Below are 11,952 nucleotides of genomic sequence, written 5' to 3' on the forward strand. Positions count from 1 at the left end.
TTGAAAGGACTGATTGTGTGGGGTACGTCTTCGAATGCTGGAAAAAGTTATGTCGCCACAGGCTTAGGCCGGGCACTGGCACATCGGGGGTGGAACGTTGCCCCTTTTAAAGGACAAAATATGTCTTCAAACACATATTACACAGCGGATGGAGGAGAAATAGGTATTTCTCAAGCAATCCAAGCGGAAGCGTGTCACGTTTCGCCGACAGTTCATATGAATCCTGTTTTGCTAAAACCTCTTGGGGAAAGGCGATCAGAAGTTTTTATTCAAGGAGAGTCGAAAGGAGTTTTCACCGCAGAAGATTATCACACTGATTATTATGAAAGAGCTAAAAAAGCGGTGCGTGAATCGTTAACAGTATTAGCGAAAAAACACGACTTGTTAGTGATGGAAGGAGCTGGCAGTCCAACGGAGATGAATTTAATGGACAAAGATATTGCCAATTTAGCGAGTGCGGAATTAGCGGAAGCGGATGCAATACTTGTTGCCGATATTGAACGGGGAGGGATATTTGCCAGCATCGTTGGAACGCTATCTCTATTACCACCGATGCATCGAAAACGTGTAAAAGGAATCGTTGTCAATCGTTTTCGGGGGGAGCCTCGATTATTTGAAAGCGGCGTCACTTGGTTAGAACGATATACAAATGTACCGGTTTTAGGGGTGTTACCGTATTTTCATATCCCTCTCGAACAAGAAGACTCTTTCACAGATGGTTCTTTGCCGGCTTCCAGTGAAGACCGCGAACATCGATTGAACCAACTTGGCAATGCGATGTTAAACTATCTCGACATCGATCTCCTCCTGCAAAGTTTGGAGAAGGAAAAACATGCAAAGTAGAGGAAAATATGTGTTACAAGGTTTTTTTGTCGCACTTGCTTTTTTAACGATCTATCCGTCCAAACAAGCCCAATGGACAGAACAAACGTCTCGTTATGCGATTTTTTTCTTTCCTGTATGTGGCTTATTGATTGGAGTCATTGTGTCATTATTAGCAGGTGGATTGTTGACGTTTTTTTCTTTCCCGAGTTATCTGACCGCTTTTTTCATCATGGCATGTTTGTTATTATCCCACGGAGGACTCCATCTCGATGGTTGGATGGATGTTAGTGATGCTCTCGGTTCTTGGCGCACGAAAGAAGAGCGCCTTGAAATTATGAAAGATAGTCGCGCGGGAAGCGTTGCGGTTTGGTCGACGATATTACTTTTACTCGGACGATTTGTAGCAATTTTATATGTGGTTGAGTCGTCTCGTTATTTTTTATTTTTCGCTCTATTATTGCTTCCTTTTTTGAGTCGGGGAGGAATGGCGTATTTACTAATAACAGCACCGCTTGCCAAAAAAGACGGATTGGCAGCATATTTTCAAGCACAGAAAAAAAGAAGAGATCCTATCATCGTACTATTTCTTATCGTTTTTGTTTTGTTTCTATTTATCTTTTTTAGCGGGAAGGACGTTTTCCCATTCATCCTCGTCTTACTGACTACTACGGTGGCTTCTTTTCTGTTCGCTTATGTATTTTTTAAACGAATTTTTGGCGGTATCAACGGAGATACGTTAGGTGCTTTTGTGGAGGGGGTGGAAACCGGGTTATGGTTCGTGAGCGTACTGTATATTTCCTTCGTCATGGGATGACAGAAGCGAATGTGAAAAGGCAATACGTCGGTTGGTTAGACCCCCCGATACTGTGTAGCGAAATAGAGCGACTGAAGCAGGGAAATGGGATGGAGCATATAAAAGCCGTGTTTAGTAGTGATTTAGAACGAGCTTACACGACAGCGACGGTTATGTTTCCTAAAGCTTCTGTCACGACGTGTTGGCAACTGAGAGAACTTTCCTTCGGAGATTTTGAAGGAAAAACCTATGACGACTTAAAAGATGATAGTGAGTATCAAACTTGGCTAGATCACCGACAGGCCACCGCCCCGCCCGGTGGAGAAAGTCTTTCCGTTTTTCATGAGCGGATTCGTTTCATTTGGAAAAAAATGATGGAAGAGACAAAAGAAACTTCCGTTGCGATTGTGACCCATAGTGGTTGGATTCGTGAATGGTGCCGCTTGTTTGGGAATCACTTGATAGCGGAAGAGAAACTTTGGAAACTTCCTTTTGGCGGTGGGATATGTGGAAAGTTTGTACGAAAGAAAGGAGAATGGCAATGCATGTCGTTACGGGAGGTGCATATAACGGAAAAAAAGTGTGGGTGAAAGAAACATATTCTTCTCAGTTAACAGACAAGTCCCTTTGGTTCAATTGTTATGAAGAAACTTGCCCGATTCATTTCTCATTTGACCGTTCTCACTTCATGATTGTCATCGAAGGAATAGAAGAAGCCCTTCGACATTTTTTAAAGCGAGAAGAGACTGGGAGTGCGAAGGAGTTTTTTCATCTATATGTGGAGCCGCTTTTGGCGTGGGAAAAAGCCGATGATAAGCGCCAATGCGTACTCATTGGCACCGATATTACAAAAGGGTTAGTACCGATGGACAAAGAGGAAAGAAAATGGCGGGATGAAACCGGTCGCTTGTTGCAATTATGCGTTAGTGAAGCGACGGATGTTACGATCGTATGGTTTGGTCTTGCCCAAACAATTAAAGGAGGAAAATCATGAGACTATATACGAAAACTGGGGATAAAGGAAGAACAAGTTTAATTGGTGGTCGGAGAGAAAAGCATGATATACGGGTAGAAGCGTACGGGACGTGTGATGAACTAAATGGTTTTGTCGGAAGAGCGATTTCTCTCATGGATGAAAAAACATTTCCTGATATTAAACCGGAACTGATAAACATTCAACACGAATTATTCGATTGCGGCAGTGATTTATCGAATATTCGGGAAAATCAGGAATATAAAGTGACGGAAAAAATGATCACGTTTTTAGAGGAACGAATGGATGAATACATTCAAGAAGCTCCGAAATTAGAACGATTTATTTTACCAGGTGGGACGCCGGTTGCTTCTGAACTGCACATTTGTCGCACCGTTTGTCGCCGAGCTGAACGACGCTGTTCGGAACTGATGCAACAAGAAGACATCAACGTACACGTATTTAAGTATTTAAACCGTTTATCTGATTACTTTTTCGCCGTCGCCCGTGTGGCCAATCATCGAGAAAAAGTAAAAGACGTAGAGTATGAACGTAGCGCGATTGTCTTTCGTTCCAGAAAAGACAAAAAATAAAGGGACAAAACTCCAGTAATCACTCTCTTTAAGTGTGAGACCAATGTTTCATCATATTGTGGAAACAAGGAGCTGTCCAAAAAGTCATGATTGATGACTTTTTGGACATTTTTTGTTACCTCTTCATCAAAAATTGCTTCTCTAAACGCCTCTTGGCCGAATAGGCATGTTTCCAACACCAAATTGTTGATGGAAGTAAGTCATGGATAGTCATGCCATCGTTTCATATAAAAATAGCTAATGGAAGCAAGCCATGAATGGCTCATAACACCGTTTCATTCAAAAATAGTTTGTGGAAACAAGCGATGAACGGATTATGGCACCGTTTCGATCCAAACACCATTGTGAAAGCAATCCATGCACGATGTATGGCACCTTTTTCAGCGCTAAATGATTGTTGAAAGGAACGCTCGATTTATTTTTCAGGACTTATTAAACAGCCTCTTATTTCGTACAATCTCATCAGGAGTGGTCTCAAGAAGGTTAAAATTGGAATTGAATAGAAGATTTGGAGCGATTCTATCTTCATGCGACGAATGATGCTTTAAAAAAGAAGGTGAACCGTACCACAAATAGAGGCAAAAACTGTTGTAGATAAGGTGGTAATTCTTTATCGGAAGCGGGTATTGAAAATGTATGTTCATTATCCGTTTCTCGATACAACAAGTGGATTAGTATAAAGGTTTTCGATATATTCAGTTCAGTAAAATCAAATTCAAGTTCTATGTTTTTTATGGTTCTAGATTTATCTATTTGCTTGATTGAGATATTATCGATTAACAACTGAAGTAATTGTTTTTTATTTTCCCTAGATGTCTTCCTATATACTGATAAGAATTTTTTCAGTAAATTTTCAATCAAATCTGGTTGGATTACTTTTGAATCGATAGATCCTAATTGTATTATAATCTCATTTTTCTTTTGTTCTAACCCCCTTTTATCATTCGAGACCTTTTGTAACCGTTCTTGTAGAATATCAACAGGGAGAGTGTTTTTCTCAAAGGCATCCATATACTTTGCCTGTAATTGTTCAATCTCTTTTAATCGTATTTCAATCTTTTCTAATTCTTTGTTAAGCTTACTTATCGAATGAGCAGAACTTGAACTTATGTCAGTGATCGTCTTATATAATCTCTTCTTATTAGAACTAAAATGTTCAATTTTCTTGATAACCGTTTCTTCTGCTTTATATGCCTTAATGGAATTAGCTTTACAAGCAGCAGATCCTTTGTTATGAAAATCGCTACAGACGTAATAACGATGTTTTCGTTTCGTCCCATCTTTTCGTGTATGTGTTGTAATTGACGGAACCATTCCTTGACCACAATCAGGACAGCGTAAAAGGCCACTAAGTAAAAATGGTTCGTTTGATTGACGCTGCTTAAATGATTTACTTTTTCTCCTTGCTCGTACAACGCTCCATAGTTCGTCCGAAATAATAGATTCATGTTTTCCTTCTACAAGAATAGGATTTGGATTTTTCCCTTTTCTTCGTTTGGAATCCCAATTTTCAAATTTTAGCCAACTGATTTTACCGTTATATATTACATTGTCTAGGATTTGTGCTACTCCATTGATGGAGAAATAACGATTACGCTTGGTTTTATATCCAGCTTTATTTAAGTGGTTAGAAATCGCTCTTAGCCCTTTGCCATTTGCATACATATGATAGATTAACTGTACTACTTCAGCTTCCTTTTCATTGATAACTAGCTCCTTCTTAACAGTGTCATATCCAAATACAACCCCGCCGTTCCATCTCCCTTCCAAAGCTCTCTGTTTCATCCCAAGCTTAACGTTTTCCGCTAATGTATTTCGCTCCATTTCAGCGATTGAGGCCATAATTTGAAGTACTAAACGACCTATAGGACTACTGGTATCAAAGTTTTCTGAGTAGGATATAAATTTCACGTTGTATTTTTCAAACTTATCTAGAATCATGAGTGTTTCTAGCATATTTCTTGAAAGTCGGGAAATTTTCCAAACTATTACAGCATCAAATCTCTCATTCTCTACATTTTAATTAGTCTTTTCATTTCAGGCCGTCCTTTTACGGATTTACCACTAATTCCTTCATCGACATATTCATCAATCACCTCCCAGTTATAAATTTGAGCATATTGCCGAAGTGTTTGAAGTTGCGCGGCTATACTAAAACCTTCTTTTGCCTGTTCTTCTGTGCTTACACGAGGTCTCGTATATTATGTTTAAGCCCTTTTTTGAAGAGCTAATTTTCCTTTCTTTAGGGGCGGTTCTTAGTACCGCCGCAGTTGGCATACACTTCGCTTTCCGCGGGCAACGCTTCAGCTTCCTCGTGAGCAAATTACGCTCACTGCGGGATCTTCAGCTGTTGCTTTTCCCGCAGGAGTCTTCGTGTATGCCAACTGCTAAAAACAGCATGACACGAAAAACTTCAAACTTTTTGAGAGTCTTTCATAAAGGTTTTTCTTAGATGTCTCTAGATATTTCTAGATAATGGTCTTAGGATCATTTGGGACAATTCTTTCTCCTCCTGTGGCATGACCACAAGTGAAGACTGTTTCTCAGTGTACGTGCGGCACTCCCTACTCGCAGGCTGAGTCTCCTGCTACTCGAACCCGGGTGATAGTAGCCTCGGGGCGGCTTTCGATGCAGGTCGAACTCTGATACACGAGGTTGTTGATCGGCGTTCACACTAGAGATATCTCGAGGCGTCCAAAGAAAAACCCAATGATTCTAAAACGAAAGGAGGGTTTTCCCCATGCGATTTTTTGTAGGTTTAGACGTTAGTTCCTTTGATATGAAAGTGTGCGTGCTCGATCAAGACGGTGCCAGAGTGGATACCTTTTCGGTATCTAACGACTTGCCAGGGGCCACAGAGTTAAAAGAACGGTTACTTGATTTGACCGCCGATACAGAGGTTGACATCCTAAAGATCGGTCTAGAATCGACGTCCGTATACAGTTTTCATCCATCGATGTTTTTACATCACGATGCTGACTTGAAGGCCCTTGGTGCGAAAGTATTTGTGATGAATCCTAAGCAAATCGCAAACTTTAAAAAGAGCTACAGTGATATGAATAAGACCGATGAGATCGATGCGTTTGTGATCGCTGATTACATGCGCTTTGGTCGTAATACGATGTCAATCGTCAAAGAGAGCCAATATGTCGCTCTTCAGCAGCTGACCAGGTCTCGTTATCATCTCATCAAAACGATGACAAAGGAGAAACAACACTTCCTTCAACACTTAAGTTTTAAGTGCAATACGTTCTCCCAAGAGGTAGATTCTTCCGTATTTGGCCATGCGATGATGGAGCTTTTTCTAGAGAAATTCAGCTTAGAAGAATTAGCTCAGCTACCGCTGGAAGAACTAGCAGAATTTCTACAGGTACACGGAAAAAATCGATTTCCGAATCCAGAAGCTGTCGCTGCGTCCATTCAGCGAGCTGTTCGTTCCTCTTATCGATTAGACAAGGTCGTGGAGGATTCACTGGATGTCTTGTTAGGGACTTCTATTGAAGTCATTCGCTCTCTTCAACGCCAGGTGAAGGAGATTGATAAGACGATTAAACGAATCATGGCTGGTCTTACACAAACGGTAGAATCAATTCCTGGCATCGGTCCAGTATTCGCCGCCGGCATTATCGCCGAAATTGGTCAAATTGAGCGATTTGACGATGAGACAAAAATAGCAAAATATGCCGGTCTCTATTGGCGAACCCATCAATCCGGCCGATTTACAGCGGAGGATACTTCTCTTACGCGTCAAGGCAACCAGTACTTGCGGTATTACTTAGTTGAAGCCGCCAACTCTGTACGCAGGCAAGTACCGGAATACCAAGTATATTACGCGAAAAAATTCGGAGAAGTACCGAAACATCAACACAAACGAGCTCTCGTGCTGACTGCAAGAAAACTAGTGCGATTGGTGGATGCGCTACTACGTAATCACCAACTCTTTTCGCCAGAGAGGGGTGTAAAGGTATGACGCTAAATCCGTCATAGCATACCCTCTGTCAATTACCAGTAATTACCATTTTATTGCTGGTCTAGTTTCTTGCGGCCTTTTTTAGCAAAAAAGACCTTTGACAACTTCATTTGCTACGATTTTGAACTTGACATATTACCGCAGGTCTTCATACTGATATTACAATGAAATACTAGATAAGAGAAATGGGACCTTATGTGATTGTTTGACTTAAATGGGAAATTGAAGAAGTACTTTTTAGATTTGGAAAAAACCCATTTCTTTTTTATTTCATTCAAGTATATGCTTGAATGTTTTACTGAAAAAAGTTACTATATAATCAAGCAAATACTTGAATGAGGTGATGATTTGAATAAGAAAGATACTTGTGAAATTTTTTGTTATGACGAGGAAAAGGTTAATCGAATACAGGGTGATCTACAAACAACAGATATTTCAGGTGTTTCTCAGATGTTAAAAGCAATTGCCGACGAAAATAGAGCAAAAATCACCTATGCTTTGTGTCGGGAAGATGAACTATGTGTTTGTGATATAGCTAATATCTTAGGTGTTACAGTTGCTAATGCTTCTCATCATTTACGAACACTTTATAAGCAAAGGATTGTCAACTATAGAAAAGAAGGAAAGCTTTCCTTTTATTCATTAAACGACGAACATATCAAACAAATTATGATGATTGCATTAACACATAAGAAAGAGGTGGAGGTAAATGTCTGAACAGGCCGAACGATCAGAAATGGAAATGACTTCCTATCGAGTACAAGGCTTTTCATGTGCTAATTGTGCAGAGAAATTTGAAAGAAATGTTAAGAAACTACCCAATGTGCAAGACGCAAAAGTAAATTTCGGCGCATCTAAAATATCCGTATATGGTGATGCAACGGTTGAAGAATTAGAGAAAGCAGGAGCTTTTGAAAATCTTAAAGTAATGCCTGAAAAACCAAAACGGCAAGCACCAATTGTTGTTCATCAGGACAAAAATGTGTATCGGGTTGAAGGCTTTTCGTGTGCCAATTGTGCGGGTAAATTCGAAGAGAATGTAAAAAAATTATCAGGGGTTCATGATGCAAAAGTAAATTTTGGTGCATCTAAAATTGAGGTATATGGGAATACAACTATCGAGGAATTAGAAAAAGCTGGTGCTTTTGAAAACCTTAAAGTCGCTCCAGATAAACCATTAAGGGAAGAGAAACAAGAGGTTAAAGAAGAAAAAGAGCCATTTTATAAAAAACACAGCACATTACTATACGCTTCTTTATTAATCGTTTTTGGTTATATCTCTCAGTTTGTTAATGGGGAAGAAAATATTATTACCTCCCTATTGTTTGCAGCAGCCATCGTTATTGGGGGATATTCACTCTTTAAAGTCGGGTTTCAAAACTTACTACATTTTGAATTTGACATGAAAACTCTTATGACAGTGGCTATTATTGGAGCAGCTATTATTGGAGAATGGGCAGAAGGTGCAATTGTTGTTATTCTCTTTGCAATTAGTGAAGCTTTAGAACGTTTCTCTATGGACCGAGCAAGACAATCAATTCGATCTTTAATGGATATTGCTCCGAAAGAGGCGCTTGTTAGAAGAAATGGGCAAGAAATGATGATTCATGTTGATGATATTGCTGTTGGCGATATTATGATTGTGAAACCCGGTCAAAAGCTTGCTATGGATGGTGTAGTAGTAAATGGCTACTCGGCTGTTAATCAAGCAACTATTACAGGCGAGTCAGTCCCAGTTGAGAAAACAGTGGATGATGAAGTTTTTGCAGGTACATTAAACGAAGAGGGAATACTTGAGGTTAAAGTAACAAAGCTTGTTGAAGATACAACAATTTCCAAAATCATTCACCTTGTTGAAGAAGCTCAAGGGGAACGCGCGCCTTCTCAAGCGTTTGTAGATAAATTTGCAAAATATTATACGCCTATTATTATGATTATCGCAGGGCTGGTAGCTGTAGTACCACCATTATTATTTGGTGGCAGCTGGGGAACTTGGGTTTATCAAGGGCTAGCAGTATTGGTCGTTGGTTGTCCCTGTGCATTAGTTATTTCAACTCCTATTTCTATTGTTTCAGCAATTGGAAATGCAGCTAAAAAAGGTGTGCTTATCAAAGGCGGAATTTATCTAGAAGAAATGGGTGCTTTAAAAGCAATAGCTTTTGATAAAACGGGTACACTTACAAAAGGAGTTCCAGTTGTAACAGATTTTAAAATGTTGAACAATCAGGTAAATGCAGAAGATATGTTGTCTATCATTACTGCATTAGAATATCGTTCCGGGCATCCTCTAGCTTCAGCTATTATGAAAAAAGCAGATGAGGAGAACATTTCCTACACTCATGTAATCGTGGATGATTTCTCTTCTATCACAGGAAAAGGAATTAAGGGGACTATCAACGGTACGACTTACTACATTGGAAATCCAAAATTATTTGAGAATCTATCAGTTGATTTTAATAACGAACAAGATCAACTAGTTACAGCCCTTCAAAATCAAGGTAAAACTGCAATGGTGGTTGGAACTGAAAAAGAAATACTTGCTGTCATTGCAGTAGCTGATGAAGTACGTGAATCAAGTAAAGAAGTTATTCAAAAGTTACATCAACTTGGAATTAAAAAAACCATTATGCTTACGGGAGACAACAAGGGAACGGCAGATGCTATTGGAGGTCATGTTGGGGTAACGGATATTCAGGCAGAACTATTGCCACAAGACAAATTAGAATTTATCAAAAAATTGAGATCTAAATACGGAAACGTAGCAATGGTTGGAGATGGTGTCAATGATGCTCCTGCATTAGCTGCTTCTACCGTTGGAATTGCGATGGGTGGGGCTGGTACAGACACAGCACTAGAAACGGCAGACGTTGCTTTAATGGGAGACGATTTAAGAAAACTTCCATTCTCCATTAAATTAAGTCGAAAAGCTCTTACCATAATTAAGCAAAACATTACCTTTGCACTCGCTATCAAATTCATTGCTTTGTTATTGGTTATCCCCGGTTGGTTAACACTTTGGATTGCCATCCTTTCTGATATGGGAGCAACTCTTTTAGTTGCGTTAAATGGTTTACGACTTATGCGAGTAAAAGAGAAATAAATATTAACATATAATCTAAGGGCTTTTCTTCTTATTGAAAAGCCCAATCCTGAAATATTGGAGATGAAAAAAATGATTACAACGGCACTTACTGCGGTTGCAGTTTATGTAGCAACAGGGATTGATTATCTTATTATTTTAATCCTTTTGTTTTCACAAATAAAAAAAGGACAAGCGAAACATATATGGATTGGACAATATATAGGTACGGCAATTATTATAGCTGCCAGTCTTTTAGTAGCTCTAGGTATTACATGGTTAATCCCTCAGCAATGGGTTTTAGGTCTTCTAGGGCTTATTCCACTTTATCTGGGGATTAAGATTTGGATCAAGGGAGAGGAGGATGAAGATGAAAGCAATATATTATCTTTATTTTCCTCAAATCGGTTTAATAAATTGTATATAACAGTCATATTTATTGTGCTGTCTTCCAGTGCAGATGACTTTTCTATTTATATACCTTATTTCACGGTATTAAACACGGTTGAAATACTTATTGCTAGTATTGTCTTCTTCATTATGGTTGGGGTTCTATGTTATGTCAGCTATCGCTTAGCTTCTTTGGATTTTGTATCAGAAAAAATTGAGAAATATGAACGTTGGATTGTCCCTATTGTATTTATAGGGCTAGGGATTTATATCATGTTTGAGAATGGTACATTCAACGCTTTATTTTCATTCCTAATTTAACAAATGGGGCAAATTTTAATCCTAGAAATCAAACATCTTAAAAATACCGAGAATGCTGCTGGCATTTTTAGTTAGCATGAAAATGTTGTTCTGAATGAATTATTTCTGGATAAACAAAAATGTATTTACTTTGCATAGCGAACCGTCACCCTTATTTTGATTTAGCAGATCAAAGGGTGGCGGCTTCTTTATTATTATCTAAATGGTCAATTAGTTGTCGTCCAACTAAGGGGACATTTACCACTTAAAAGGGATTGTAAGTTACTATTAATTTTTATGATTATTTTTCAATGCTAATTTGGTGGCATAATACACAACAATACCGATGGATGCAAGGTTAAGTATCCATCCCAGTAACCCATGAACCTTCATACTCATCATCCCAACCATACGGGAACACCTCTTTAAACTATAAATCATGCATCGTATCACGGAATTCAGTATTGTTTTGCATCATACCATTTTCGCCATGACAGTTGTTGAACATTTCTTCCTGCTGTTCTGGTGATAAATTAGGATGCATTTCTTCAATATGTGGTTTCATCTCCTCAAAGTTTAAGATTCCACTTCCATTTGATTCGGCCGCAACAAATGAAGCACTTCCTAATAGTACGGCTCCGGTTAAAATACCTATTAATAATTTTTTCATTTATTACATCTCCTTTCTTAAATAAATCATACCTAAAAATTATCGAGATTTTATGGAGAACATTTAGAAGTTGTGATTTTAAATTTAACAGGATAATAGGAAGCTAATCTAACTTAAAGTATAATATTTCATCTGAAATATTTACCCGATCTAAAAATGACCTAAAACTGATCATGGTGTTTGTTCTGCTAATTAGGAACTAGGCTTGGCTAACTAAATCAAACCTTCTATATCCTGAATTATTCATACCTCGAACATAAATCAGGGTTTTAGGCCATAAACGATTAGATTCCCGATCCCTTTGAAAGAATCATGGTTATTTTTCTTCTGAAAAGCATCTTTCTAGAATGAGGAGCGGA

Annotated in this window: 13 protein-coding genes; 10 read left to right on the forward strand and 3 right to left on the reverse strand. The window is 38.7% G+C overall.

Going from position 1 to position 11,952, the window contains the following annotated elements:
- The 6 genes from GJS40_RS01120 to GJS40_RS01145 all read left to right on the forward strand — a co-directional run bounded on the left by GJS40_RS01120 (position 1) and on the right by GJS40_RS01145 (position 3,585).
- Positions 1-843, forward strand: coding sequence for a cobyric acid synthase (locus tag GJS40_RS01120; RefSeq protein WP_270895480.1), 843 nt, complete (start codon positions 1-3; stop codon positions 841-843).
- A complete protein-coding gene (locus tag GJS40_RS01125) occupies positions 833-1,639 on the forward strand; it encodes an adenosylcobinamide-GDP ribazoletransferase (protein WP_270895482.1) in 807 nt (268 codons plus the stop codon). Before GJS40_RS01120 ends, GJS40_RS01125 begins: the two co-directional genes overlap by 11 nt.
- Positions 1,597-2,208 carry a histidine phosphatase family protein gene (locus GJS40_RS01130; protein ID WP_270895484.1) on the forward strand — a complete coding sequence of 204 codons (612 nt, stop codon included), beginning with the start codon at positions 1,597-1,599 and terminating at the stop codon, positions 2,206-2,208. The genes GJS40_RS01125 and GJS40_RS01130 overlap by 43 nt, the downstream gene beginning before the upstream one ends.
- Complete coding sequence (locus GJS40_RS01135) at positions 2,160-2,612, forward strand: bifunctional adenosylcobinamide kinase/adenosylcobinamide-phosphate guanylyltransferase (RefSeq protein WP_270895486.1); 453 nt, start codon at positions 2,160-2,162, stop codon at positions 2,610-2,612. The genes GJS40_RS01130 and GJS40_RS01135 overlap by 49 nt, the downstream gene beginning before the upstream one ends.
- The gene (locus GJS40_RS01140) at positions 2,609-3,184 is read left to right on the forward strand and encodes a cob(I)yrinic acid a,c-diamide adenosyltransferase (RefSeq protein WP_270895488.1); all 576 of its coding nucleotides are present in this window, start codon (positions 2,609-2,611) and stop codon (positions 3,182-3,184) included. Before GJS40_RS01135 ends, GJS40_RS01140 begins: the two co-directional genes overlap by 4 nt.
- Before the next feature lie 257 nt (positions 3,185-3,441).
- The gene (locus GJS40_RS01145; RefSeq protein ID WP_270895489.1) at positions 3,442-3,585 is read left to right on the forward strand and encodes a hypothetical protein; all 144 of its coding nucleotides are present in this window, start codon (positions 3,442-3,444) and stop codon (positions 3,583-3,585) included.
- Positions 3,586-3,709: 124 nt separating this feature from the next.
- On the opposite strand, the gene GJS40_RS01150 is transcribed toward GJS40_RS01145, so the two are convergent.
- Together GJS40_RS01150 and GJS40_RS01155 are read right to left on the reverse strand one after the other, a co-directional pair.
- Positions 3,710-5,140, reverse strand: a complete 1,431-nt coding sequence (locus GJS40_RS01150) for a recombinase family protein (protein ID WP_270895491.1) — start codon at positions 5,138-5,140, stop codon at positions 3,710-3,712.
- Between the two features lie 56 nt (positions 5,141-5,196).
- The gene (locus GJS40_RS01155) at positions 5,197-5,334 is read right to left on the reverse strand and encodes a recombinase family protein (RefSeq protein WP_270895506.1); all 138 of its coding nucleotides are present in this window, start codon (positions 5,332-5,334) and stop codon (positions 5,197-5,199) included.
- 590 nt (positions 5,335-5,924) lie between these two features.
- Here GJS40_RS01155 and GJS40_RS01160 point away from each other — a divergent pair.
- From GJS40_RS01160 to GJS40_RS01175, 4 genes are all read left to right on the forward strand, one after another.
- The gene (locus tag GJS40_RS01160) at positions 5,925-7,154 is read left to right on the forward strand and encodes an IS110 family RNA-guided transposase (protein WP_270895493.1); all 1,230 of its coding nucleotides are present in this window, start codon (positions 5,925-5,927) and stop codon (positions 7,152-7,154) included.
- 348 nt (positions 7,155-7,502) lie between these two features.
- On the forward strand, positions 7,503-7,871 hold the full coding sequence (locus GJS40_RS01165; RefSeq protein WP_270895495.1) for an ArsR/SmtB family transcription factor: 369 nt from the start codon (positions 7,503-7,505) through the stop codon (positions 7,869-7,871).
- On the forward strand, positions 7,864-10,254 hold the full coding sequence (locus tag GJS40_RS01170; protein ID WP_270895497.1) for a heavy metal translocating P-type ATPase: 2,391 nt from the start codon (positions 7,864-7,866) through the stop codon (positions 10,252-10,254). Before GJS40_RS01165 ends, GJS40_RS01170 begins: the two co-directional genes overlap by 8 nt.
- Positions 10,255-10,326: 72 nt before the next feature.
- Positions 10,327-10,944: a CadD family cadmium resistance transporter gene (locus tag GJS40_RS01175; protein WP_270895498.1), complete on the forward strand. Its 618-nt coding sequence runs from the start codon at positions 10,327-10,329 to the stop codon at positions 10,942-10,944.
- Between the two features lie 409 nt (positions 10,945-11,353).
- On the opposite strand, the gene GJS40_RS01180 is transcribed toward GJS40_RS01175, so the two are convergent.
- Entirely contained in the window at positions 11,354-11,593 is a 240-nt protein-coding gene (locus GJS40_RS01180; protein ID WP_040036846.1) for a hypothetical protein, read from the reverse strand.
- Positions 11,594-11,952: the final 359 nt, after the last annotated feature.

This window comes from Aliibacillus thermotolerans, assembly GCF_027853235.1.
GTDB classification, from domain to species: Bacteria; Bacillota; Bacilli; order Bacillales; family Marinococcaceae; genus Aliibacillus; species Aliibacillus thermotolerans.

What these genes read in the sequence shown, in the direction of transcription:
- GJS40_RS01125 (WP_270895482.1), top strand. Translation starts at nt 833, where the DNA reads ATGCAAAGTAGAGGAAAATATGTGTTACAAGGTTTTTTTGTCGCACTT.
- GJS40_RS01130 (WP_270895484.1), top strand. Translation starts at nt 1,597, where the DNA reads ATGGTTCGTGAGCGTACTGTATATTTCCTTCGTCATGGGATGACAGAA.
- GJS40_RS01135 (WP_270895486.1), top strand. Translation starts at nt 2,160, where the DNA reads ATGCATGTCGTTACGGGAGGTGCATATAACGGAAAAAAAGTGTGGGTG.
- GJS40_RS01140 (WP_270895488.1), top strand. Translation starts at nt 2,609, where the DNA reads ATGAGACTATATACGAAAACTGGGGATAAAGGAAGAACAAGTTTAATT.
- GJS40_RS01145 (WP_270895489.1), top strand. Translation starts at nt 3,442, where the DNA reads ATGGCTCATAACACCGTTTCATTCAAAAATAGTTTGTGGAAACAAGCG.
- GJS40_RS01150 (WP_270895491.1), bottom strand. Translation starts at nt 5,140, where the DNA reads ATGCTAGAAACACTCATGATTCTAGATAAGTTTGAAAAATACAACGTG.
- GJS40_RS01160 (WP_270895493.1), top strand. Translation starts at nt 5,925, where the DNA reads ATGCGATTTTTTGTAGGTTTAGACGTTAGTTCCTTTGATATGAAAGTG.
- GJS40_RS01170 (WP_270895497.1), top strand. Translation starts at nt 7,864, where the DNA reads ATGTCTGAACAGGCCGAACGATCAGAAATGGAAATGACTTCCTATCGA.
- GJS40_RS01175 (WP_270895498.1), top strand. Translation starts at nt 10,327, where the DNA reads ATGATTACAACGGCACTTACTGCGGTTGCAGTTTATGTAGCAACAGGG.
- GJS40_RS01180 (WP_040036846.1), bottom strand. Translation starts at nt 11,593, where the DNA reads ATGAAAAAATTATTAATAGGTATTTTAACCGGAGCCGTACTATTAGGA.